7 protein-coding genes are annotated in these 26,747 nt (G+C 68.0%); 2 read left to right on the top strand and 5 right to left on the bottom strand.

The window, feature by feature from the left end; translation table 11 throughout:
* Nucleotides 1-61 precede the first annotated feature (61 nt).
* Entirely contained in the window at nucleotides 62-421 is a 360-nt protein-coding gene (locus tag ON32_RS03200; RefSeq protein ID WP_040788577.1) for a hypothetical protein, read from the bottom strand.
* Nucleotides 422-1,077: 656 nt separating this feature from the next.
* Here ON32_RS03200 and ON32_RS03190 point away from each other — a divergent pair.
* Together ON32_RS03190 and ON32_RS03185 are read left to right on the top strand one after the other, a co-directional pair.
* Nucleotides 1,078-1,875 carry a hypothetical protein gene (locus tag ON32_RS03190; RefSeq protein ID WP_040788574.1) on the top strand — a complete coding sequence of 266 codons (798 nt, stop codon included), beginning with the start codon at nucleotides 1,078-1,080 and terminating at the stop codon, nucleotides 1,873-1,875.
* Nucleotides 1,872-2,075 (top strand): hypothetical protein, encoded by a 204-nt coding sequence (locus tag ON32_RS03185; RefSeq protein ID WP_040788573.1) that lies wholly within the window; start codon nucleotides 1,872-1,874, stop codon nucleotides 2,073-2,075. Before ON32_RS03190 ends, ON32_RS03185 begins: the two co-directional genes overlap by 4 nt.
* Nucleotides 2,076-2,138: 63 nt before the next feature.
* Here the strand turns inward: ON32_RS03185 and ON32_RS03180 are convergent, their stop codons facing one another.
* The 4 genes from ON32_RS03180 to ON32_RS03165 are packed head-to-tail and all read right to left on the bottom strand — an operon-like array spanning nucleotide 2,139 to nucleotide 26,740.
* Complete coding sequence (locus ON32_RS03180) at nucleotides 2,139-11,108, bottom strand: non-ribosomal peptide synthetase (RefSeq protein WP_040788571.1); 8,970 nt, start codon at nucleotides 11,106-11,108, stop codon at nucleotides 2,139-2,141.
* A complete protein-coding gene (locus ON32_RS03175; RefSeq protein WP_083873945.1) occupies nucleotides 11,108-21,586 on the bottom strand; it encodes a non-ribosomal peptide synthetase in 10,479 nt (3,492 codons plus the stop codon). The genes ON32_RS03180 and ON32_RS03175 overlap by 1 nt, the downstream gene beginning before the upstream one ends.
* Nucleotides 21,573-22,418: a 3-hydroxyacyl-CoA dehydrogenase family protein gene (locus ON32_RS03170; protein WP_040788570.1), complete on the bottom strand. Its 846-nt coding sequence runs from the start codon at nucleotides 22,416-22,418 to the stop codon at nucleotides 21,573-21,575. Before ON32_RS03170 ends, ON32_RS03175 begins: the two co-directional genes overlap by 14 nt.
* Nucleotides 22,415-26,740 carry a condensation domain-containing protein gene (locus tag ON32_RS03165; protein WP_245550776.1) on the bottom strand — a complete coding sequence of 1,442 codons (4,326 nt, stop codon included), beginning with the start codon at nucleotides 26,738-26,740 and terminating at the stop codon, nucleotides 22,415-22,417. Before ON32_RS03165 ends, ON32_RS03170 begins: the two co-directional genes overlap by 4 nt.
* Between the last annotated feature and the right edge of the window lie 7 nt (nucleotides 26,741-26,747).

Here is a 26,747-nt window from a genome sequence, read left to right as displayed (position 1 = left end):
TCCTCTTCCCACTGTAGGTCGGCCGCGGCGGAACCGACCGCACGCACCCGGGCGCTTACACCTACTCCGACGGAAGCGGTACGAGGATCACCGTGCCGTCGAGGGTGACCTCGAGCGTGGCCGCGTCATCGGTGTGCTGCGCCAACCGAACCATCACCTCGCAGGCGACCTCCCGCGCAGTCTTCGCCTCCGGCAGGCGGACCAGGGAGTACGTAGCGGGCCGCAACCGGCCGCTGGTACCCGACTCGCCGGTTTCCCACTCCCCCGCCGGGACCGCCAGTCGCACGACCACATCGCACTCACCGAAGCTCCCCGGACTTTCCGGAAGTTGAGTACCGACCTCGACAACCCCGACCGCCACCACCTGATCGGCGCGAACCCAGAACCCATTGCGGGTGGCCACCCAAAGTTTTTGCCCCATAGGCAATTCTCCCCAGAAATACCGCCTCGACGGCGGTGGTTTTCCGATTCCGGAACCCCGATCCCACCCAGTGCCGCCCGGCTCGGTCCCCGCACGGCCCGCACCCGATGAATCCGAGCGCGCCCGGTATGAAGACGCGCGCTGTTTCACCGCGGCCGGATCGTCTCCCGATCCGAGCCATCACCCGGGCTCCCATCGCGTCGGCCATCCCGCGACATACCGGACGGTATGGTGGGCACGGTCGGGTCGACCGCTCCGGCGATCGTTCGCGAACATGTCGTGAAGTCGGTGCGTTCGATAATGCGAAACCGTTCTTCGGACACAATCGGGGGTGGTGAAGACCGATGTGTATGCACATGCGACCCGAGGAAACCCTCATGGCGATCTCCTCGAACCGGCCCGATCGCGGTCACGAAAACCTCGTGTCGAGCGGGATGGGCCCGCGGCACCACCTCCGACCGCCCACCCCGACGAATCGCTGCCGTCCATCGGGCGGTTGCCCAGGATCGCACGGACGGCACTGTGCGAGTACCTGCCCGAACCGGGAGCGGGTGCTCCGACCCGAAGAGACGCGCGACACCGAGGAGCCGATCGGACGCATATGTAACACCCTGCGACGGCTGCTTCGCCTTCGTCTCGGGAGCCGAGATGCCCGAATGCGCGATGGAGTCGGAGGTACCCGAACGTCCGAGCCCGTCATCACCGCACACGGGACGCGGGCACCGGTCACCGACCTGTCGCATATGTCCCCGCTGGACGAGTTACACGACCGCGCCTGCCGCGGCGACCTCGACGACAAGGCGCTGACCCGGGAGCTGAGCGGACTACAGCGCCGGTACGGTCCCTATCACCTCGATAATCTGGTCGCATGGCACAACCCCTCCTGGGTCGACAAGGACGGACGTGCCTTCCCGGCACTCACCCGCTTCGTCGCGGATATCCGCGACGAAGCGGGCAAAGACGCCGGATCGCTCATCTACAACTTCATCCGCGACGACCAAGGGGAGTTGGTGGCCACCAACGAACGCACGGAACTCCACAAGGACTGCATCGGTAGAGGATTCGCAACCACGTTCTCCGCCTCCACCGAGGACTACTTCCGCCGATCGGGCGTCGACAGGATAGAGCTGGTCGCCACCAGGCTCAATGCGGACGACCCCCTCGATGGCGGAGTCGCCTGGGCCAAGTCCGGCTACGACTGGAACCCGGACCCCGAGAAACTGGCGAAGTCCGTCATCAATATGCGAGCCCGCATCGACTCGCTGCTCGGCGGGGAAATCGGCCCCCTGACCCCCGGCGACATCGCACTGCTCGAGAATATGCGCACCCGATTCGACGGACCGGTCGCCGGATTTCCCTCGCCACGAGAACTGGTCCTGCTCGCCGGGGACAACCCGAGACTCGGCGAGGAACTGATGAAAGGATCGACGTGGCACGGGATGAAGAATCTATGACCCCCACCCCGGAGGAACGTGAGTTCATCCGGGCCCGCAGCGAAGCCACCTCCACCCATTTCATGCGGTTCGTCACCGAACGCGGCCTCGACACCGATCCCGACACCTGGCCGGCGGCCGACCGGCAGGAATTCGACCGGCAAGCTCGTCAACTCGTCGAGGAATGGAAATCCCGCGCCCGCGACACCTTCGGTCTGTGAACACCGTCGACCGCGGCGAAGGGCCCGACGGCGACGGCCGAATCCACATCGATCCCGAACAGGCTACCGGCGTCCGCCGAAAGTGCCGTCGGACACCGGTTCGCGCACCGCGTCGCCCGAACCGGGGATGCGAATAGGGGCATCGATATCGGCACATATCGTCCCCAGCGTCTCCCGCATCCGGTCGGCCATCTTCTCGATCGTCGCCCGCTCGAACAGTTCTGCCGCGTAGACCAGCTCACCGCCGATACCGGCAGGTCCCCGGCCCGGGGTGTAGCCGTCACGCAGCTGGAGCAGCAGATCGAATTCCGTACGTTGCGGCGGCAACGGCAGCAGACGGGCCGTGGCGCCGCCGAAGGAATGATCGGTCACGATATCGCGGTAGAACGTGGACGCGACCTGGAACAGCGGATAGTGGTGGCGCGAGCGCGGCGGGTTCAACAGGGTCACCAGCCGGTCGAACGGGAATTCCTTGTGCTCGGTGGCGCCGAGCAACCGATCGCGTAACCGGACCACCAGTTGCCGGTAGGTGGGTGCGCCGGAGGTGTCCGCCCGAAGGACCACGGTGTGCACGGCGCAGCCGATCATCCGGTCGAGCGCCTCGTGGTCCCGGCCGCTCACCATCACACCGACGGGGATATCGTGCCCGGCACCGAATTCGGCCAGCACGCAGACGAAAGCGGTGTGCAGAATCAGATAGGTGCTGGCCGAGCATTCCCGGGCGATGCGCACGATCGCCCGGTGAGTGGCCGCGTCGAGGGACAGCGGCACCGCCTCGGCGCGATTGTCCACCCGTTCCGTCCGAGGGTGATCGGTGGGCAGTAGCGGCGATTCGGGCAGCCCGGCGAGTTCGGCCAACCAGTAACGCGCCTGGGCGGCCGCTCGGGTTGTCGGGTCCGACTCCTCACCCATCAGATCTCGTAACCACAGGGTGTAGTCGGCGAATCGCACAGCGGGCATCGGCCATTCCGGAGCATGGCCCGCGACACGGGCCGTATAGGCGGCGACGAGCTCCTGCGACAGACGCACCAGGGACTCCGCATCACCGGCGATATGGTGCACCACGATCAGGAACACATGCCGTGTCTCGCCGAGCCGGAACAGCACAGTACGCAGCGGCACCTGGGTCCGGACATCGAAACCGCGCTCGAGTTCGGCAGCGAGCATCGCGGACAGATCTTCCTCGGTACGGTCTTCCACTCGGAAATAGGTCTCGATCCCGGAGATGCGGTGCGCCCCGTCCACGCCGCTGTCGACCGCCGGAGCGGGTAGCACCCGCTGCACCGGCCCGTGGTCGAGGTAGGGCAGGACGGTGCGCAGGATCTCGTGTCGCGCGATCACATCCGCGACGGCCGCGCGCAACGCCGCGATATCCAACGGACCGTCGATCTCGACGGCCTGCGGCATCAGATAATCGGCCTGTCCCCCGGACAGATAGTTGATGGTCCACAGTCGCTGCTGCGTGGGCGTCAACGGAACCGGTTCGGTATGCCGGCGAGGGACGAGCGGTGGACGACTTCGGGCCGGGTCGGCCGTATCGAGTCGATGATCCAAACCGGCCACGGTGGGGTGCTCGAACAGGTCACGCAGGGTTATCCCGGCCTCGAAGGTGGTATTCACCGCGTCGACCAACCTGATCGCCGAAAGCGAGTTACCACCTGCGGCGAAAAAGTCCTCATCCACTCCGATCTCGTCGACACCGAGCACACCGGCGACAACACTGGCCAGAACTTGTTGCCGCTGCGTGCCCACCGCGCCCGAGGAGGTGGATTCGGGGAGCGGCAGGGCCGCGATATCGACCTTTCCGTTCGGGGTGAGCGGTAGTTCGTCGAGTGGCACGACCACGGCCGGCACCAGGTAGGACGGCAGCGTCTCGGCCAATCGGGCCCGTACTCGCACCGGATCGATCCGCCGGTCCCGCCCCACCACATATGCCACCAGCGATTTCCCGGTTTTCGACTGCCGCGCGGTGACCACTGCCGCGGCGATATCGGGGTCCTGCCGTATGGCGGCCTCCACCTCACCCGGTTCGACCCGGAAACCGTTGATCTTCTGCTGCCGGTCGGCCCGCCCGAGGAAATGCAGCCGGCCGTCGGCGTCCCAACGGCCCAAGTCCCCGGTGCGATACATCAGGGTGCCGGGCCGACCGTACGGGTTCGCGACGAACCGGGCCGCGCTGAGCGCGGGTTGCCGCATATATCCGCCCGCCACCCCCGCACCGGACAGATATATCTCCCCCGCCACCTCGACCGGAACCGGCCGCAGCGCGCTGTCGAGCACCGCGACCCCGGTGTTGTCGACCGGGGCTCCGATCGGCACCGGTCGGTCGTCGACGGGTTCGCACGGAATACGATGCGCGAGCGCGAACGCGGTGGTCTCCACCGGGCCGTACAGGTTCGTCACCGCCACCGCCGGACGGGCGGCACGAACCCGGGCGATCGCCGCGGGCGCCGGCACATCACCGGCGATCGCGATATGTTCCACGCGCGCCAGTTCCGCGGGCATGGCCTCGGCGAGCACCTGAAACAGCCCGGCCGAGATCAGGATCGAGGTGACCGAACCACGGTCGATCACCTCGCGGTAATCGTCGGCGACCAAGGGGCCGGGCGGCGCTATCGCCACACTGTGCCCGGTCAACAAGGGCATCCACAGTTCATAGACGACCATGTCCCAGGTGTAGGGGGAGTGCAGAAGCAGCCGCCGATGCTCGTTGCCGTGGCCGATCCGATCGAGGGCGCGGGCCACGATATTGCGGTGCGTGACCTGCACTCCCTTGGGAGTTCCGGTCGATCCCGAGGTGAACATCAGCCAGGCCGGCGCGTCGGAGGCCACGACCGTCCCCGGGTTCGTGTCGGGCAGTTCCGCGGCGGCGTTCTCGTCCGCGCCGATATCACGCAGAACCAGTTCGGCCCCGGTATGGCGCAACAGCCATTCGACACGCTCGGGTGGGTAGCCGTCGTGGATGGGCAGGCAGACCGCGCCCAATTTCAGCACCGCGAGGAAGGCCACCACCAGTTCGGGTGAGCGTGGTAGCGCGATCCCCACCGGCGTGCCGGCGCCTACCCCCAGCCGGGCCAGTCGACGGGCGAAACGATTGGCGCGGGCGTTCAATTCACCGTAGGTGATCTCGGTTCCCGCGCACCACAATGCGGTCCGCGCACCGTACACGGCCGCTGTCGTCTCGAAAACCTCGGCCACCGTTCGATCCGGAACCGTTACGGATACGCCCGAACGCCGGTCTAACACCCCCGGCGCCGGTATTCGAATCCGCCCTACCGGGTCGTGTGGTCGGTTCGCGACGGCCGCACACAGACCGGACAACACCGACCATATGTCCTCGGCCGTCCCGAACCAGTCCACCTGCCCCGGGCGGATACCCAGACGGAATCTCAGCACCGGCCCGGGGAACACGGTCACCGCCAACGGATAGTGGGTGCGATCACGGTAATCGACCGTCAGTACCGACAACTCGGCCGTCGGATCGGTGAAGGCCGCCATATCGAGCGGAAAATTCTCGAAGATCAGCGCCGTGTCGAACAGTTCGCCGACATCCCCGGCGGCAGCGAGAATATCGCCGAGCCCGAGGTGATCGTGTTCGAGCAACGCCGAACGTCGGGACTGTATACGCATGGCCAACTCGACCACCGAAACCGCCGGATCCACCCGAACCCGCAGCGGAACCGTGTTCATGAGCATCCCGACCAACCCTTCGGTGTCGGTGCCGATATCACGTCCCGAGACGGTTACCCCGAACACCACTTCGCTGCTGCCGGTGAGATACCCGAGAGCCAGTGCCCATACCGCCTGTATCAGGGAGTTGAGGGTCACCCCATGTGCCGCCGCCGTGGCGGTGAGCGTCGTGGACGTCGTGGGATCGAGGGAGAACATATGCGGTTCGGCCGGCCCGGTCGGACCGGAGCGGCCGAACCGGATGGGCTCGACACCGCGGAGTTCCTCGGCCCATGCACGGCGCGCGTCCTCGTGATCTTCGGCTGCGAACCTTTCGAGCGCACTCCGATACGACGGCGCGGGTTCGAGCTCGATACCGTGATAGCTCTGCAACAGCTCACGGAGCACGTTGCCGGTCGACCAACCGTCGAGCAGCGCGTGATGGAACGAGAACACGAGCCGCCACCGCCCCGGCCCGATGTGTACGACAGCGATGCGAAAGAGCGGGGCCACCTCGGGGTCGAGCGCCCGCAGGTCCTCCCGCGCCAGCCGGTCCACCGTATCGTCCGCCGCGGGGCCGGCGGCCTCGACCACACGCACCGGCAACGACGGGTCGGCCGGCAGCACGAGCAGTGGCCGTTCCACGCCCCGCACCACGAAGGCACCGGTCAACTGCGGGTGGCGACGCAGCACCGTGCGCGCCGCCCGGCGCAGCCGGTCCACATCCACGTCACCCCGCAGGGTGAGCAACAGCTGCACCGCGTACGGATCGGAAGCGGTCTCGTAGAACGAATGAAACAGCATTCCCGCCTGCATCGGGGTGGTGGGCAGCAGGTCGGTGAACGCGCCGTGGTGCCGTTCGATCCGGTCGATCACCTCTTGATCGATCCGCACCAGCGGGAAATCCGACGGGATGTGGACGCCCGTGCCGGGAACACGGTGGTGGCGGACGAAGGTGGACAGCACCTGCGCCCACAGCTCGGTGAGTTCGGTGATCGTCGCGCGGTCGAACAGAGCGGCGGGCCAGATCCAGTGGGTGCACAGTCCGCCCTCGGCGTCCACGTGGGCGACGAGGTCCAACTCGTGCCCGTAGGCCGTTTCCGGGCCGGCCGGGCCGCCGAACGATTCCGGCTCCACCACCGTGCCGCTCGGATCGAATCGACCGAGGTAGGTGAAGCCGAGGGCAGCCCGCGGACCGAGTTCGGCGCCGGCTTCACCACGACACAGCAGCCCGTACCCGAGGCCGTGGTTCGGCACGGACCGCAACCGCTGTACGACCGCACGTACCGCGCGTACCAGCTCCGGCCCCCCGGACAGCATCTCGTCCCAATCGGTGACGGCAGCGTCGAGCACCATCGGGTACGACACGGTGAACCGGCCGACGGTGCGGGAGACATCCGGCCCCGGCACGATATCGCGGCCGTCACGCGCTATGTCGACGAGCACCGGCCCCGCGCCCTGCCAACGCGCCAACGCCACCGCCAGTGCGGCGAGCAGGAGCTCGGTGACATCCGCGCGGAACCGGTGTGACACCACGGTGAGCAGTGTGTGGGTCGAGTCCGGATCCAATCTGTCGGTCAGCTCGACGGCATCCGTCGAGCGGTCGTGCCCGGGGTCCGGGCGACGGTGACCGATAGTGGTGGCCGCGGACCCGACACTCGTGCGCCACCATTGGGCTTCCTCGTCCGAAATCTCCTGTTGCGCGATCCTTTCGGCCCAGACGCGCAGTGCGGCCGGTACCGGTTCGAGGGGGCTTCCCGATATCGCCCGTTCCAGGTCGGACAGCAGGATCCGCCAGGAGACATCGTCGACGACCAGGTGATGGATCGTCAGTAGCAGTAGATCGCTCTCCGCCCCGGCGAACCGAACGGCCTGCACCATCACACCGTCTCGCGGCACCAGACGTCGCTGCGCGGCAAGCCGCTCCTCGACCAGTTGTGTGGGACTGCCGGTGGACACGACCCGGCGCAACAGAGTCTGCGCACGTACCGATCCGGGCTCCGGGATCTCCACCCGCCATCCCTCCCGCGCCGTCCATTCGGCCCGCATACGCAGTGCATCGTGGTGGTCGAGGAGAGCCTGTAGCGCGGTGAGCAACACCGGATCGGGAACCGCCGCGGGCAGCCGAATCACCGTGTACTGTGCGAAGTCGTCGGCGGTTGTGCCCGATCGGGCGAGCCGCTCCATGATCGGCGTGGCCGGCATCGCGCCGTATGCGGCGGATGGGTCCTGTGCCGCAACCGCATCCGGAACCGAGGCGGCGATACCGGCCAACGCGCGCACCGTCTGATACTCGAAGACGTCCTTCGCGCTGATCGCCAATCCGTCCGTACGCGCCCGGTCGACCAGGCGGATCGCCTGGATACTGTCACCGCCGATGGCGAAGAACCGGTCGTCGATACCGAAGTCGTCGCGTCCGAGTGTCTCCGCGAACAACCGATGCAGGCGCTTCTGTAGGTCGGTGCGGGGTCGGTCGATCGCATCGCCGGACCTACTCGGTCGAATGGCGAGCAGACGGCGCTCGTCGAGTTTGCCATTGCCGGTCAACGGCAGCTCCGGGACGGCGACAACGGCCGAGGGGAGCGCGTGGGCCGGTAGCGTCGCCGCGATCCGATCGCGGATGACCTCGGTGTCCAGCTCGGACACCACGTAGGCGATGAGCCGGGGTGTGTCGTCGACCAGGACGGCGGCCGCGGATACCTCGGGCAGCGCGTGCAGGGCGGCCTCCACCTCGCCGCGTTCGATACGAAACCCGCGGATCTTCACCTGTCGATCGACCCGGCCCAGATACTCCAGCATGCCGTCGACCCGGCGGGCGATATCACCGCTGCGGTACATGAGCGCCCCCGGCGGACCGACGGGATCGGCCACGAACCGGGCGGCGGTGAGCCCTCGCCGACGCAGATAGGCGCCGGCCACCCCCGGCCCCGCGATATAGAGCTCACCGGGTACCCCGTCCGGCACCGGACGCAGAGCGGCGTCCAGCAGATACACCTTCAGGTCGGGGATGGGCCGGCCGATGATGTCGGCGGGTGTCCGCGCGTCGATCACGTACCCGGTGGTGAACACCGTTGTCTCGGTGGCGCCGTACATATCGACCACCGGCCGGTCCGGGTGGCGTTCGTACCACGCGGTCACCCGATGCGGTTCGATCGCCTCACCGCCGAGGATCACCCAGCGCACCGCGAGTTCGGACGCGGGCCGGGATGCATCGGCGTCGACCAACATGCCGAAGGCCGACGGTGTCTGGTTGAGCACGGTCACGCTCTCGGCGGCGAGCAGGTGCCGGAAATCGGCGGGCGAGCGGGCGGTGTCGGTGTCGACGACCACCAGTCGGCCGCCGTACAGCAGCGCACCCCAGATCTCCCACACCGAGAAGTCGAACGCCACGGAATGGAACAGAGTCCATACATCGGTGGAACCGAATCCGAACCATTCCTCGGTTCGGGTGAACAACCGCACCACATTGGCGTGGGTGACGAGAACACCCTTGGGTTTCCCGGTGGATCCGGAGGTGTAGATCACGTAGGCGGGATCTGCCGGGCGCGGGAGCCGCACCGGCTCGGCCGGAATGTCGGCGCCCGGCTCGTCGACGGCCAGGATCGGCGCAACCACGGTCGGAAGGACCATCTCCGAGGTGGTGACGACGAGGGCCGGTGCGCAGTCGTCGAGGATCATCCGGATCCGTTCGACGGGATTGGCGGGATCGACGGGAACATAGGCCGCCCCGGTTTTCAGGACCGCCACAATGCCCACGACCAGCTCTGCCGAGCGCGGAAGCGCGATGGCGACGAACGCGCCCGGCCCGACCCCGGCGGCGGCGATCCGCCGGGCCAACAGGTCGGACCGCTCGTCGAGTTCGGCATAGGTCAATGTCTCGGCGCCACAGGTGAGGGCCGGGTTACGGCCGTGCGTCCGGACGCTGTGCGCGAACCAGGAAACGAGCGTGCGCCGCGCCTCGACGTCGTCGGGAGCGGCCATCGGGTCGTGCGGACGGACAACGACGGTGCGGCGCGGCGCGTTCGGGCCGTGTGGGAGCGCCGTCGAACCGGGTGGTGTGTCCGCTCCGGCCGCGATATCGAACCGCAACCGGCCGATGGTCGGTTCTGCCGGTTCTTCGGATGCCCGCGCCAGCGCCCGCAATGCCGAGAGGAACCGCTTGTGCTGAGCCGCGAGATCGGGTTTCCGAAACCGCGCGGTGGTGCTGTCGATGGCCACGCGCAGTCGTGGCAGGCCCTCGTACACGCTGATCGTGAAATCCTCGGTACGTCCGGCCGACATATCGTGCAAGGTCGCCGGATACGGGCCGAACAGCACATCCTGTTGTCGGGGCAGGATATTCACCACCGGTCCCACGATGCGGCGCTCACCGCCGGCCGCGTGGACATCGGCGAGCATATCGGCCAATCGGTATCGCTGGTGGCGCAGCGCGCTCAACGATTCCGCCCGCGCCGCCCGCGCCAGCGCGGCCACCGTATCGGCGGGATCGACGTCCAGACGCAGCGGCACCACATTGGCCGTCATACCGAGTGCGGTGCGCGACCGCTTCGCCGGAACCGCGAGACCCAGCGCGACCGTGCGTGCCCCGGTGTCGGCGTGCAGGAGTATCGCCGCCGCCGACAACACCAGGGCGGGCCATCCGACCTCCCACCGCTCACCGAGCTCGCGTAGATCCCGCCAATCGCTCGCCGCGAGATCACCGGTATGCCGGAGGTAGGCGGTGGGGTCCGACCGACCGGGCCCCTCGGCGAACATCGGCGCCTCCGGCATATCCGCCAGCCGGTCCGACCAGAATTTCCGATCGGCGGCGAACCGCTCGGATTCGCGATAGTGGTTGTCCTGGGCGACCAGGGTCTCCACTCGATCGAATACCTCGGAGACGACCTCACGGCCGGCGCTCAACTCGGTGTAAACCCCCGCCACACGCCGCAACAACGCGATGAAGGACGCCCCGTCCAGCACGATATGGTGCGCTTTCACGAACCACAGATATCCGGCCTCACCCACATCCAGCAGCCGCTGTTCGAACAGCGGCGCGGTACCGAGATCGAACGGATTGTGCAGTTCGGCGTACAACCACCGCTCCGCTTCGGCGACCGTACGGAACCGGTCGCGCTCCAGCGGCCAATCGGGCAATTCCTCGACGATCTGCGTGTTTCCGTCGATACGCACCCGCAGGGTTTCGCTGCCCGCGACGACGATCCGGACCGCCCGTTCGAACAGGTCGGCATCGATCCGCCCGTGGATGTGTACGTAGCCGCCGACTATGGAACGCACGCCGGTTTCATCGAGTTCGTGTGCCAGCCGGATCTCCTGCTGGGCGGCGGTCAGGGGCCATTTCGGCCACACCCCACCGGTTCCCATCACAGCGCCTCGACGGTGATGTGCGGATCTCGGGCGACAGCGGTGAGCAGGTCGCGTAACTGCTCACCGATCGCGACCACCCGCGCCTCGTCGAAGACGTCACACCGGTAGCCGAATCGGATCGCCAGCGCCGGACCCGGATAGACGGTGAGCGTCAGGGGATAGTGGGTCCCGTCGTGCAGCTCGACATGGGTGTCGAGCGCACCGTCGACAGCGGCGGCCGCCGCAGTGATCCGCTCGGTATCGATCGGATACGACTCGTAGGCAATGGCCGTGTCGAACAACGCGTCCCGTATTCCCGCGGCGGTACTGATCTCGGTCAGACCGAGATGGTGATGCTCGATCAGTTCCGCCTGTTCGCTCTGCACCGAGCGCAGCAGAGCCGCCACACTCGTATCCGCGTCGAAGCGGACCCGCACCGGCACGGTATTGATGCACAACCCGACAATGGTTTCGACCTCGGGCAGTGCGGCGGGACGACCCGAGACGGTCGCCCCGAATATCACGTCGCGACGGCCGAGGTTGCGCCCCAACAGGATCCCCCAGGCGACCTGCAGCACCGTGTTGACGGTGACCCCGAGCTCGGCCGCCACCTCACCGAGCGCACCGGTGGTGTCGGTGTCGAGCGTCCACCGGTATTCCGCCGTGGTGTAGGTGGTTTTGCGAGTGCGGTTCGGTTCCGCGACCAGCGTCGGCCTGTTCACGCCCGCCAGGGCCCGCCGCCAGGTGGCCACCGACACCGCCGTATCGCGGTCGTGGACCCATTCCAGGTAGGAACGGAACGACCCCGCGGCCGTCGGCAACGGTCCATCGGCCGCGTACAGCGCCAATAGATCCCGTGTGACCAGGGGCACCGACCAGCCGTCCAACAGGATGTGGTGATAGGTCACGATCAGGACGAACTCCGAATCGGACCGACGAGCGAGGGCGAACCGCACCAGCGGCGGCGCGGCCGGGACGAACCGGTGGGCACGTTCCCGAGCGATGAGGGCGGCGAGATCGCTTTCCGAACTCACCTGCGCATCGCGCCACGGCAGGACGACCGTCTCCGGCACGACCTGCCGAGGCGCCCCCATCGCATCGGAGACGAAGGCGGCACGCAGATTCGGATACCGCCGCAGCAGTTCATGCGCGGCGCGCCGCAACCGGTCGCGTTCGAGCACCCCGCGGAACCGCACCACGGCCTGCACGTTGTAGACGTCGACACCGGTGTCGTCGGACGTGGAAGGCTCGGTGGGGACGGCATGCTCGGTGAGGACGGCATGGAAGTACAGACCGGACTGAAGCGGCGCGAGCGGCCACACATCGGCGAGTCGTCCGTAGGCTTGTTCCCACCGTGCGATGTCGTCACGGCCGACCCGGACCAGCGGAAAGTCCGAGGGGGTGTGTCCGCCCGCGTGTGGGGTGCGCGCATGGGCGGTGATCGCGTCGAGGGTTTCCACCCACAGGTCGGCCAGTTCACGCACATCGGAGTGGTCGAGAAGGGTTTCCGGATAGGAGAACCCGGCACGCAGCCGACTACCCGCGACGAGGGCGTTGATATCGATGACGGCGGCCGCGGGCAGGTCCGGATCCGGTGCCGCGGATGGGGTCGTGAGCATTCCGGCGCCGCGCTCGTCGACCCGCCCGAGGTAGTTGAAGCCGATCTGCCCGGGTAGCGGTCCCGGCAGGCTTTCCGCGGTATCGGGATTCAGGTAGCGCAGCAGTCCGTAGCCGATCCCGTGATCGGGTACGGCGCGCAACTGCTCCTTGACCGTCTTGATCACTTCCCCGGCCGCATCCGCACCGGCCGTTACCGCCTCGAGGTCGATTCCGGTGAGGTCCAACCGCACCGGGTACACGGATGTGCACCACCCCACGGTGCGGGACAGGTCCGCGCCCGGCACGATCTGTTCCTCGCGTCCGTGGCCCTCCAACCGCAGCAACGACACCGGTGTGCTCTCGCCGCGCCGCGCCCGCCACATCGCCAGCGCGACGGCCAGCGCGGATACCAGGATCTCGTCGACACCCGCGTGGAACAGGGCGGGGACGGTCCGCACGAGTGACTCGGTGACCGTCTCGTCCACGGTGATGTCCACCGTCTTCACCCGGGCCGCGAGATCGATACCGGCATCGAACGGCCGGGACCCGAGCAGCGGGTCCGGTGTCGCACAGATACGCCGCCACAGACCGAGTTCGGCGACCCGGTCCGGGTGGTGTGCCGCATCCAGCAAGGCGTGTGCCCACCGGCGCATGGAGGTGCCGGTCGGCTCCCAGCGCGGCGGAGCACCATTCGCGACCGCGTGCACCGCCGTGAACAGGTCGAGAAGCAGGATCCGCCAGGACACACCGTCCACCGCGATATGGTGCGCGCAGATGATCAGTCGAGCGGGCGCGCTGCGGCGTCGGGGGTCCAGCCAGACGAACCGCACCACGGCCCCGGCCGTCGGATCGAGATGCTCCGCCGCTGCGGCGAGTTCGGCCTCGACCGCCATCCGCCACGTATCGGCATCCGCGTCGTCGTCGATTTCGCGACGTCGCAGTATCCCGGCCGGGTCGATCGTGCCCGGCGGCGCGGTTTCCAGTCGCCACTCGCCGGTGTCGTCCCGGTACAGGCGGCTGCGCAGCATATCGTGCCGGTCGACGACCGCACCGATGGCGAGCACCAGGGTGTGTTGGTCGGTACCGGCGGGCAACTCGACGGTGAGACTCTGGTGGAAGCGACGGAAGGTACCCCCGCGCTCGACCAGCCAACGGACGATGGGGGTGAGTGGTAGCTCACCGACTCCGCCCCCGGGCAGCTCCGGTAGCTCGGGCCCACGTGCTTCCTCGGCGGTCGCCCGCGCTCGGGCCGCGATACCGGCCACCGTACGGTGCTCGAACACATCTCGTGGCGTGAAATGCAGGCCCCGCGCCCGCGCCCGGGACGCGAGCTGGATGGAGGTGATGCTGTCGCCACCGAGGGTGAAGAACGAGTCCTCCACGCCCACACCGTCGACCCCGAGCACTTCGGTGAACACTTCGGCCATCGCCTGTTCGGCGGGGGTGCGCGGCGCCTGCCGGGAGCGCGGTCGGACCACGGGATCGGGCAACGCCGCCCGATCGAGTTTGCCGTTGGCGGTCAGCGGCAGAGCGTCGAGCACGACCACCGCCGCAGGCCGCATATAGGTCGGGACCCGCTGGGCGATATGCGCTTCCAGTGCCGTCGGATCGAGCACCGCACCCGAGGTGGGCACCGCATAGGCGACCAACCGCGGCGATGGCCGACCGGAGGTGCGGGCCACCACGGCCGCCTGTGCCACTCCGTCGTATCCGAGCAGGGCGGCCTCGATCTCGGCCGGTTCTATCCGATAGCCGCGGATCTTCACCTGCCCGTCACCACGCCCGAGGTATTCGAGCTGTCCCTCGGCGTTCCAGCGCGCGAGGTCGCCGGTGCGGTACATACGGGTCCCCGGCGACCCGAAGGGGTCGGCGACGTATCTGTCGGCCGTGGCCGCCGCTCGGGCGTGGTAGCCGCGAGCGATCTGCTCCCCGGCGAGGTAGATCTCCCCCGCCGCGCCGACCGGCGCCGGACGCAGACGCGAGTCCAGGACACGCACGGTCGTTCCGGGCAGCCCGCGTCCGATGACACTGCTCCGGGCGGAGCCGGCGCGAGCACGGTCCACCACCAGCTGCGTCGCGTGCACCGTCGCCTCGGTGATGCCGTACAGGTTGGAGATCTGTGTGTCCGCCTCCGGATGGGTGTCGTACCAGGCACGCAACCGGCGTAGATCCAGGGCTTCGCCGCCGAGCACGATATGGCGTGGAGCGAAGTCGGTGACACCGCCGGTATCGCTGTCGAGCAGGGTGTAGAACGCCGACGGTGTCTGGCTCATCACCGTGACCCGTTCCCGGGAAAGCAGTTCCACGAATTCCGCCGGCGACCGTGTCAGGTCGCGGTCCACGATGACGAGGGTGGCGCCACTGGTGAGCGCGCCCCACATCTCCCACACGGAGAAGTCGAAGGCGTGGGAGTGGAACATGGTCCACACATCGCTGTGATCGATGTCGAACACCGCCCGGGTGCCGGCGAGCATGGCGGCGATATTGCGGTGTGTCACACACACGCCCTTGGGCCGCCCGGTGGAACCGGAGGTGTACAGCACATAGGCGGTGTTGTCCGGATGTGGCGTCGCCGGGGTGATATCGGACGGCATCGTCATACCGGCGAGGTCACCCGTGCCGTCGAGCACCACGTACGGCAGCTCGGTGGCGGGCAGTGCCGCGCGATCGACATCCGTCGTGATCACGCAGACCGGTTTCGTCTCGGTGAGCACGAATTCGAGGCGCCGCGGCGGATTGTCCAGGTCGAGCGGAACGTAGCCTGCCCCGGCCCGCAGGATCCCGAGTATGCCCACGATCAGTTCGACCGACCGGGAAACGGCCACTGCGACCAGCGATTCGGGTCCGATCCCCTGAGCGGCGAGTGCGCGCGAAAGCCGCTCGGTCGCCCGATCGAGTTCCCCATAGGTCAGGGCACGGGTTCCGTACCGCACGGCGACGGCGTGGGGTCGGGCGGCGGCCTGCGCCCGGAACAGGTCTACGACGGTGGCGTCCGATACCGGCCCGCCGGATCGTTGCCAGTGCTCCAACACCAGGTCCCGTTCCACCGCATCGAGTGGATCGATCTCGGCCACCGCGATGTCGGGATCGTCCACGATGGCCGACAGCACCCGCACCAAACGCTCACCCAACCGGATGACGTACTGCTCGTCGAGCAGGTCCGGCCGCCAACTCGTCAGAATGTGCAGCCGGTCGGTCCACCGGACGGTCAGTGTCAACGGATAGTGGGTCGCCTCCCGGGAGCGCAGCCCGGTGACCGACACACCTGTGCCCGACGCGGCGTGCGCCCGCAGTCCCGCTCTGTCGAACGGATACGTTTCCACGACCAGAAGCGTGTCGAACAACCCGCGCTCACCGACGTCGATATGGGCCGCGATATCCGCAAGGCCCAGATGGTGGTGCGGCGACAGGTCGAACTGCTCCCGCCGTACCCGACGCAGCAACGATCCCACGGTCTCTTCCGGGGCGAGCCGGACCCGAACCGGAACGGTATTGATGAACAGGCCGACCATGGACTCGACCCCCGCGAGGTCATCGGGACGTCCCGATACGGTGGTGCCGAAAACAACGTCCGTACGATCGGTCATCCGGGACAGCAGTAGCGCCCACGCAACCTGCAATACGACGTTCACCGTGACCTCGAGCTCGCTCGCGAGCCGGAAAAGCCCTTGGGTACGGGTCTCGTCCAGCACGATCTCCCGCTCCGAGGGCAATACGGTCGGGGCCCGCCCGTCGGCATCATCGACCAACAGCGTCGGGTCCGATACGCCCGCCAGTGCCTGCGCCCACGCCCGCGTGGCGGTCGACTCGTCCCGGCCGACGAGCCATTCCACATAGTGGCGGTAGGGTCGCGGCGTTTCGACGGCCATACCGGCATAGCCGGCGACGATCTCGCGCAGCAGCAGCGGAATGGACCACCCGTCGAGCAGTAGGTGGTGGTAGGTGACGACCAGTTCGGTCCGCTTCGTACCCTGGCGGATCAGCAGGAACCGCAGGAGCGGCGGTTGTGTGAGGTCGAACGGCGTCGCGCGTTCGGTGTCGAGCACGCGGTCGAGTTCCCCTGCGGGCGCCCCGGCCAGATCCAGTTCACGCCAGGGCAACTCCACATCGTCGAGGACGAGCTGAACCGGGGTCCCGGTCCCGTCCACCGTGAACGCAGTGCGCAGATTCGCGTGTCGCTCCGCTACGGCGATCGCGGCCGCCCGCAACCGACCGGCGTCGACGGCCCCATCCAGGGTCAGCACCAGCTGCACCGTGTACACGTCCAACGCGCCGGGGTCGAACAGGGCGTGGAACATCATTCCGGCCTGTAGCGGTGAGACCGGCCACACGTCGGTCAACGTGGGATACCGTGCTTCCCATCCATCGATATCGCGCTGTGTGAGGGCGACGAGCGGGAAGTCGGAGGGAGTGTGTCCGCCGCGTGTGCGCGGATCGTGCGCATGCCGTGCGATGGCGACGAGCGCATCGTGCCACAACTGCACCAGCTCGGCACCCGCGGCGTCGGTGATCAAGGTGCGCACGTACCCGATGCTGGTCCGCAGCCGGCCACCGACGACTATGGAATCCACCTCGACGGCACCGAGCGCACCTCGACGCGGGTCGGGACGGATGGGCAGCGCGCGGTATTCGGCCGAGGGCAGCCAACCGATTCCGGCCAATTCGTCCGGGATGTCGGTTCCGGTGATGTGGCCGAAGTAGTTGAACGAGATCTCCCCGGGCTCCTCCCGCGGCAGCAGCGCCGCGGTCTCCTCGTTCAGGTATCGGAGCAGGCCGTATCCGAATCCATTGTGCGGAACCGACCGCAGCTGCTCCTTGACTACCTTGATGGCCGCGCCAATGGCCGGTCCGCCGGCGAACGCGTCATCGATGTCCACGCCGGTCAAATCCAGCCGGGCCGGAGCGATCGAAGTGAACCACCCGACGGTGCGGGACAGGTCGGCGCCCGGTACGGCATCCTGTTCCCGACCGTGGCCCTCGAACCGCAACAACACCGACCGTTCGTCGTCACCACGCCGGGAACGCCAGCGGACGACCGCGAGGGCCAAGGCCGTCAGCAGCGCGTCCGCCACCCGCGCCCGATAGTGATCGGGTACGGCGGTGATCAACGCAGCGGTCTCGCGTTCGTCGAGTTCGATCGCGGTATGCGCCACGTCCCGGGCGAAATCGCGGTGCGGATCGAAGGGTCGGTCGCCGAACGAGGACCGGGGCCCTTCCACGATCTCCCGCCACACCGGTAGCTCGGCGACCCGCACCGGATCACGCGCGACCTCGGTGAGCGCGTGCGCCCAGGCCCGCATGGATGTTCCGACGGCGGGTAGCCGGGGGGTGTGTCCCGCCGCGACGGCCACCCACGCGGAGACGAAGTCGGGCAGCAGAACCCGCCAGGAAACACCGTCGACGGCGATGTGGTGGGCGACCACGATGAGCTGTCCGGACGACCGGAGATCTTCCGGAGTGAGCCAGACGAACCGCAGTACCGCACCGGTGGCGGGATCGATCCGGCCCACGGCGGCGTCGAGCTCGGCGGTGGCCAGTTCCGCGAGTGCCGCACCACTGAGCGCGGGGTCGTACCGGACATGGTCGACGAGCGCGTCGACGTCGACGCTCCCGGGCGGGGAGACACTCAGATGCCACTCACCGGCGTCGTCGCGATAGAGCCGGGACCGCAACATATCGTGGTGGTCGATAACGGCGGAAAGAGTGGAAACGATCCCGGCGCGGTCGATTCCGGCCGGCATTTCGAGCGTCATCGACTGGCAGAAGCGGTCGAAGTCGCCGCCGCGCTCGACCAGGAATCGGATGACCGGTGTGAGCGGCAGCTCCCCGACGCCACCACCGGGCGGCTCGGGTAGGGGTCGCGGTGCTCCGTCTTCGCTCGCGGTCCCGGCGATCTCGGCCAAGCGGGCCACGGTGCGGTGCTCGTAGACCTGCTGCGCGGTCACCGTGATACCGCGGGATCGGGCACGGGACACGAGCAGGATGGACATGATGCTGTCGCCGCCGAGGGCGAAGAAGGACTCGTCGACGCCGACGGTTTCACGACCCAGTACCTCGGCGAACACGGCGGCGAGCTCCCGTTCCGTCCCGGTGCTCGGGGCGCGGAAGGGAACCGGTTGCGAGGCGGGCTCGGGCAGCGCCGCGCGGTCGACCTTGCCGGAGCGGTTGGTGGGCAGTGCGGCGAGGACAACAATCGGCGACGGCACCATATGACGAGGCAGCACCTCCCCGAGCCGTTGCTCCAGAGCTGTCGGGTCGATTCGACGACCGGCCGTTGGGGAGACGTAGGCGACCAGTCGGTCGCCCACCGCCCCGTCACCGCGGTGGACCACCGCGACCGCCTGCGCCACGGCTCCCTGTTCGGCCAGGACCGCCTCGATCTCTCCGAGTTCGATCCGTATGCCGCGCACCTTCACCTGGGAGTCGCCGCGTCCCAGGAATTCCAGCTCGCCGTGCTCGGTCGAGCGCACGATGTCCCCGGTGCGGTACAGCCGACCCCCCACACCGCCGAATGGGTCGGCGACGAACCGTTCGGCGGTGAGTCCGGGACGGCGCACGTATCCGCGGGCCACGGCGGTGCCGCCGAGATAGAGCTCACCGGGCACACCCACCGGGACCGGGTGCAGGCAGGAGTCCAGTACGTAGGCGTGCGTATCCCAGGATGGTGCGCCGATCGGGACTGCGTCGGTATCGTGCCGTCCGATCTCGTGCCGAGCGACGGCGACGGTCGCCTCCGTCGGCCCGTACAGGTTGTCGTATCGTGCGTCGGGCGCGACGGCGGGCAGTTGGGCGGCGAGGGCGGGTGTCATGGCCTCACCCGCGACGAGTACGCGGCGAACGCTCGCCGCGAACGGTTCGGTGACCGTCCGCCGATGTGCCGTGAGGGTGGACGGTGTGAACTGCACGGTGGTGACGGCGTGCACGGCGATCATCCGCGCGGTCTCGACCGGATCGAGGTGCGTGCCGGACGCGACGACGACTCGCGCGCCGACGGTGAACGGCCACAGCACCTCCCACACCGATACGTCGAACGACAGCGCGGTCTTGCGCAGTACGACGTCCGTGCCGTCGAGTCCGTGCACGTGCTGCATCCAGGCGAGGTGACCGCAGACAGCGGCGTGGGAGACACCCACCCCTTTCGGTCGGCCCGTCGACCCGGACGTGAACAGCACGTACGCGAGGTTCTCCGGCCGCAACGGGACGATACGGTCGATATCGGTCACCGGGTCGGGCGACTCGTCGGACAGGTCGAGCTCGTCGAGGTGCAGCACGCGCACCCCCGGCGGCGGATCCCACGTATCCCGACCGGTGGTGAGCACGCATACCGGCCGAGCGATATCGAGCAGGTACATATGACGCTCGCGGGGATGTTCCGGATCCAGCGGCAGATACGCCCCACCGGCCGCCAGGATCGCGTGTACCGCGCGGATCTGATCGATCGGCGAGCCGATCGCCACGGCCACCGGTTGTTCCGCCCCCACTCCCATGCGGATGAGCCTGCGCGCCAAACGATTGGTGTCGCGATACAGGTCCGCGTAGGACAGCCGGCGTTCCTCATCGACGAGGGCAATGGCATCGGGCGAGCGGGAGGCCTGTTCGGCGAGCAGATCGGCCACCGTCGCGGTGAGGGGCACAGGCGCGGTCTCGGGGCGCCGACCCGCCAGGTGCGCGATCTCACCGGGTTCGACGAGACCGATACGGCCTATCGGCGTGTGGGCTGCGCGGACGAGCCGGTTCAGCAGCGCGACAATATGCTCCCGGTGCGCTTCGTGGCCCGCCCCGACAACGGCGATGCGTGCACTGCCCACGGTCCGGTCGTCGACGCAGACGGTGAGCCCGTCACCCGTCCCGGCGGTCGCGGTCACGACGGCTCCGCCGAGCCGGTCCACGGCGGCATCGGGCAGCAGGTGGACCGCGAGCGGCCACTGTCCGTGCACCGGTGCCTCGGGCCACCGATCGTCGATATCGGGGATGTATCGATGGCGCCGTGCTCTGCGCAGTTCCAACCCCACTCGTTTGACGAGCGCATCGAACGTCGTGTGCGGTACCACCGGCAAACGCAGCGGCACAGTGCTTTCCCCGAGTGAGACGGCGATGACGAGGTCGTTCGTCGTGGTCGATCGGGACGCGTAGACGGCCAACGCCGCCAGGACGACGGCCGCGATACCGCCACCGCCGGTGCGCGCGAGCCTGGTGAGTTCCGATGTGGATGCGGCCTCGGTCCACGGTCCGCCGACCACGCGATCGGCGCCATGGCCACCGGATCGTGTCGGAAGCGGATGCGGCCGGGCGGCTCCGTCCAGGTATCGCTCCCAGTAGCCGCGGTCGGCCGCCCATGCGCCCGACTCGCGGTAACGGTATTCGTCGTCGAGGCGGTCCGATACCGCGCCGAACGGCGGAGACACGGGGGGAGACGATGACACACCGTCCAGCACGTCGCGCACCCTGGCGGCGACGACGAGCATTCCCACCTCATCGTTGACGAGGCGGTGGTAGCGCTGGTACCAGCCGAACCGACCGTCCGGAAACAGGATGACCGTCTGCCGGTACAACGGCCCGTGGGCGATGTCCAGGTCGCGTGACCGCTCCTGCGCAATCCATTCGGATACGAAACGGTCCGGGTCGGCGCTATCGGCGGTGATCGTTTCGACGGGTGCGCGTTCGCTCGCGTACACCCGTATCGCACCGAAGTCGTCGGCGCGGAACACGCTGTGCAGGACGGGGCACTCCCCCATAACGGTACCGATGGCGGCGCACACGATGTCCGCCGATTCCGGACCGCTCAGTTCGAGATACAGATCCACATAGCGATCACCGGCGGCCAGCGCCGCGCGTTGCGTATCGGCGGGCATCCCCGATTCGGTCATCTCGACAGCGGTTGTCTCACTGGTAGTCATGGAACCCCCGTCCGGTCTTACGGCCGAAATGCCCGGCGTCTACGAGCGACGCGAGGGCGGCCGGTACGCGATAGTGCGGCTCACCGGTTTCCCGCCGCAGCACTTCGATGGTGTCCGCCACGTTGTCCAGACCGATCAGGTCGGCGGTGCGCAGCGGGCCCATCCGGTGGCCGAGGCAACGTTCGAAGAGAGCATCCACGGTGGCGGCGTCCGTACCGGTGTCGAGGGTGGCGGCCGCCTCCGCGATACACAGCATGAGTATGCGATTCACCACGAACCCGGCGCGGTCGTCGACGACGATCGCCTCCTTGCCGAGCGCAGTGAGCAGCTTCTCGGCACGTTCGAGGGTCTCCGGCGAGGTGTGCGCGCCGCGCACCACCTCGACCGTGCTCGTCAATGGTGCCGGGTTCATGAAGTGCAGACCGAGCACTCGGTCGGGGCGTCGGGTGGCGGCGGCCAGACGCGCGATCGGTATCGCGGAGGTGCACGAGGCGAGAACGGCGTCCCCTGGGCAATGCTTGTCGAGTTCGCCGAAGATCTGCTCTTTCAACTCGATCCGTTCGGTTGCGCACTCGATGACGAACTCGGCCTCGTTCAACTCCTCGACGCGCTCCGCCCATCGCACGCGCCGACCGACGGTGGCAGCCGACCGGCGGTCGCCGTGACCCAGTAACAGCGCCAGCCGCACCGCCTCGGCGAGGCCGCGACGCGCCCGCTCGACGGCCTCACGCTCGGGTTCGACGACAACCACGTCGTATCCCGCCTGCGCCAGGCATTGCGCGATCCCGGCGCCCATGGTGCCCGCTCCGATCACCCCCACGATCCCGCTCATCGGGTCACCTCCGCTCCGGCGACGCAGCGCAGGGCGATATCCGGGACCGGGTCGTTCGGCGTCTCCAGCAGACCGCGCCACAGCCGGATCAGGTCGGCGAGCATATCCCGGGCCGACTTCTCGTCGAAAAGCTCTGTGGCGTATCGGATTTCCACGACAGCGCCGGTACCGTCGCGCGACCAGTCGAGTGCGAGCTCCGTGGTGGGCCGGGTGTCGCGGTAGCGGACCGCCCGATCACCGTTCTCGCGCGCCGGCACGGCCGATACCTGCGCGACCCGCGCGATCAGTTCGGCACCGCTCGGCTCATCGGCGAGATCGACCCGGGCGGCGCCGGTCGCGAAGCCCACCTCCACCTCGTCGGCACCCGAATACCAGGACAGCAACGCCACCCAGGCGCCGAGCAATGCCATATCGGCAGGCTCGGTGTCCAACCGCTCGTGCACCGTGGCGCGCGTATAGCGCACCGCACCGGTGCCACGCGGCCGATCCGTCGGAACCTCGAACACCGCCACGGAACCCGGCGACGAAATCACGGGTGCGACGACGAGTTCGTCGATGGAGCGGTCGGGGGACGACTCCACCAGCTCCGTGAGGATGTCGAGGTAGGACGTCGCAAAACTGTCGGCGGTGCGCCGGGTGAACAATTCGGCGCTGTATTCGAAGCACGCCAGCATGTCCTGGCCATCCTTACGGTCGTAGGTGATCAGGCTGAGATCGAATTTCGCCGTGCCGGCGGGCAATCCTCCGAAGGCGTTCTGTATCGAATGCTCGAGGTCGAAGAACTCCGGCTCCCCGCCCCCGATCGGATTCGCCATACCGGGAAGCTCCTGGTGTACGTACAGGACGTCGAATATCGGGGTGCGGGACAGATCCCGCTGATCGTCGAGGGCATGGACCACCCGCTCGAAGGGGATCTCCTGGTTTTCCAACGCGCCCAACACCGTGGCGCGTACCAATGTGAGGAGATCGCCCAGTGTGCCCGGGCCGGACAAGTTGGCGCGCAGGGCGACCGTGCTGTTGAAGAAACCGATGAGCCCTTCGAGCTCGCGGCGGGTGCGGCCGGTGGTGGGCGTGCCGATCACGAGATCGCGTTGTCCGCTGCGGCGGGCAAGCAGGAGATAGAAGGCCGACAGCAATACGACGAACAGCGAGACCGATTCCCGCTTCGCCACCTCACGGGCCCGAGTCAGCAGCTCACCCGGAACCGTGAAGGGTGCCAGGTCACCGACGAACGTCTTGCGCGCGGGCCGTGGGAAGTCGGTGGGCAGGTGCAGCTTCGGCGCGTCACGCAGAAGATGCACCCAGTATTCGAGCTCGTGGTCGAGCGCCCCGGTGTCGACCAGTTCACGATGCCAACGCGCGTAGTCGCGGTACCGGACCGGCAGCGGTTCGAGCACGGTGGGCCTGCCCTCCTGTCGGGCGGCATACAGTTCGGGAATCTCACGGGCGAGAATCCCGGGGGTGGCGCCGTCGGTGACACAGTGGTGACAGGTCACCTGCAACACGTGTGTCTCCGGCGCCAATGTCACCACCAGAACCCGGACCAGCGGATCGCGCGCCAAATCGAACGGCCGCGCCGCGGCTTCGCGAATCAACTCGCGCGCGGCGGCGGTGGGGTCGGGTTCATCGGACACATCGGCGACACGGAAGAAGTCGCCGAGCGACGGCCGGACTCGAACCACCGGTTTCCCGTCGACCTCGACGAGGTTGTAGCGCAGTGGCTCGTGCCGCTCGGCGAAATCCTCGAAAGTCCCTTTGACGGCGTCGATATCGATGGGTCCGCGCAGCACGTTGACCACCGGATAGTTGTAGAGGGTCGTATCCGGAACGAGTTGGTGGTGGAACCACATGCGCTCCTGTCCGGGCGACATCACCAACTCGTCGGTTCGGGTGATCGGCGGTACGTCCACGGTGGATGGTTCGGGCCCGGCCGCACCGCGCAGCAGTGCGGCGAAGTCGGCGACCTTGGGTCGCTCGTAGACATCGAGCAGTTTGGGCCGGAACCCGTAGGTGTCGGCGACTCGCTCGACCAGCTGGACGGCGATGATCGAATTGCCGCCGAGGTCGAAATAATCGTCTTCGAGGCCGATCTCGGTCTCGGAGTGCAGCAGTTCTCGCAGTACGGTGCGCAACCATTCGCTCGCGTCCTGCGGCGCTTCCGCCGGCGGCCGCGGGGCGGGGGCGGACTCGACCGCGGGGCCGGACGCGGCCGAGGGGCGCGCCTGGGTGGGTAGTTCGACCCAACACCGGGTGCCGTGCAGCGGATGTCCCGGCAGCCGCACCCGCCTGCCGTCATCGGGCCCCACCCGGGCCCAGTCGATATCCACGCCACGCTCGTAGAGGCGACCGAGCAACTCGAGCGAACCGTCGGGATCATCGGTGCCGAAAAGGACCTGTGCATCGGTTCGATCCGCCAGATCCTCGGCGAGATACCGACCCAGCGTCCCCTCCGGAGCGGGATCGACGAAGACCACCGGTCCGTCCCGCAAGAGGGTCTGTGCCGCTATGGCCAACCGGGACCGATCCACGGCGGGTGAGTCCGCGGCGGCGGCCAATTCCTCGGCGGAAACCGAGTCGGTCGATCCGAGCAGATACCGCGAAACGTACCGTGACGCTCCCCCACTGAGGACCGCGGCGAAACCGATACCGCACCTGCGCAGCAGATCGTGTACCGCGATCTGCCCGGCGAGCACATCGGCCACAGCGCCTGTTGCCGGCAGTTCGGCGGGTAGCGGGAACGATTCGGCCCAGGCAGGTGCCGCACCGGGCGAGAGCAGCAGGGCCACCCGCGGCGAAACGGGTGCCCGCTGTTCGATATCGATATCGGCGGCTCGTGCGGTGAGCGCATCGGCGAGCCCGTCGGTGCTGTCGGCGCGCACCGCGATGCGATACCCGAAGTGGGTGCGACCTCGCCCGAGAGTGAAGGCGACATCCGCCAGATCCATCGGGTTCCGGCGCAGGGCGGCGGCGAGGTCGTCGCACAGCTCGGCCAGGGCCGCCGGTGTGCGCGCCGAAACACCGACCAGCCGGCGACCGGGTCGAGGCGAAGCGGACACCGCGGGTTCGTCGGGAGCCTGCTGCACCACACAGTGGGCGTTCGAACCACCGAGACTGTACGAGCTGATCCCCGCCAGACGCGGACCGCTGTCGCTCGGCCACGGCCGTAGCTCGGTGACCACCTCGATCCCGGCGCCGGCCATATCGAAATCACCCGTGGGACGCCGATAGTGCAGCGACGGGTACAACCGACCGTCGGCCACGGACAACACACCCTTGACCAGTCCGGCGACGCCCGCGGCATGATCCAGATGCCCGATATTGGTTTTGACCGACCCGATGGGCAACGGCCGTGACCGTCCGGCGAAAGCGATGCGCAGCCCCTCCAGCTCCACCGCGTCCCCGAGTCGGGTGGCCGACCCGTGTGCTTCCAGATATCCGGCATCACTCGGGTCCGCACCCGCGGTGCGCCAGGCCGTGGCGATCACCCGCGCCTGGGATGCCGCGCTGGGGGTGCTGATGGTCGCGGCGGAACGTCCGTTGTGCAGCACCGCACTACCCCGAATAACGGCGTACACCGGCGCGCGATCGGCCCGGGCACGGGAGAGCGTGGTCAGCAGCAGCGCGGCGCCACCCTCGCCGGCCACCGTACCGTCGGCGTCCGCATCGAACGCCCGGCATCGCCCACTGGGGGAGGCGAGCTCCGTCATGGTTTGCGCTGTCCACTCGGGAGAACCGTTGGCACGCACGCTGACCCCACCGGCAAGGGCGTAGTCGGCCGCGCCACAGGACAGTTCGCGGCAGGCGTGATGGACGGCGATCAGTGAGGCATTGCAGCCACTGTCGACGGCGTAGCACGGGCCGGTCAGGTCCAACAGGTGTGCAATACGGGCGGATGTGGCGAACGGCAGATTGCCCAACATGCTCAGCGGGCCGGGATCCACCGCCATGGCGTGATACGCGGGCGTCGGCGCGCTGAAAACCACCGCGGTGGTGGCCTGTTGCAGCGTGGCGGGTGCGTACCCGGCGTCCTCGATCGCCCGGTACGCCAACTCGAGCGCGATCCGCTGTTGCGGATCCATCAGGGACGCCTCCCGTTTGGACAACTCGAAGAAGGCGTAGTCGAAGGTGTGGATATCGGCCAGGTGCCCCATGGGCAGATAGTCGACGCTCCGGTCCAGCGAGGTCGCCTCCGCGCGATCGGCGGGCATCGGCCCGATCGAATCCAGCCCGGCGGCGAGGTTGGCGCGGAATTCGTCGAGGTCGGACGCATCGGGGAATCGGGCACCGATGCCGATGATCGCAATATCTTCTGTCGTATTCACGGTCACG

The organism is Nocardia paucivorans NBRC 100373 (genome assembly GCF_000308675.1).
In the GTDB taxonomy this organism is placed as follows: domain Bacteria; phylum Actinomycetota; class Actinomycetes; order Mycobacteriales; family Mycobacteriaceae; genus Nocardia; species Nocardia paucivorans.
The sequence above is the reverse complement of the archived record's forward strand: the minus strand, read 5'-3'. Positions and strand labels throughout refer to the sequence as shown.

Excerpts from the sequence above, each read along its gene's own strand:
- ON32_RS03200 (WP_040788577.1), bottom strand. The coding sequence starts at position 421 with ATGGGGCAAAAACTTTGGGTGGCCACCCGCAATGGGTTCTGGGTTCGC.
- ON32_RS03190 (WP_040788574.1), top strand. The coding sequence starts at position 1,078 with ATGCGCGATGGAGTCGGAGGTACCCGAACGTCCGAGCCCGTCATCACC.
- ON32_RS03185 (WP_040788573.1), top strand. The coding sequence starts at position 1,872 with ATGACCCCCACCCCGGAGGAACGTGAGTTCATCCGGGCCCGCAGCGAA.
- ON32_RS03180 (WP_040788571.1), bottom strand. The coding sequence starts at position 11,108 with ATGGGAACCGGTGGGGTGTGGCCGAAATGGCCCCTGACCGCCGCCCAG.
- ON32_RS03175 (WP_083873945.1), bottom strand. The coding sequence starts at position 21,586 with ATGACTACCAGTGAGACAACCGCTGTCGAGATGACCGAATCGGGGATG.
- ON32_RS03170 (WP_040788570.1), bottom strand. The coding sequence starts at position 22,418 with ATGAGCGGGATCGTGGGGGTGATCGGAGCGGGCACCATGGGCGCCGGG.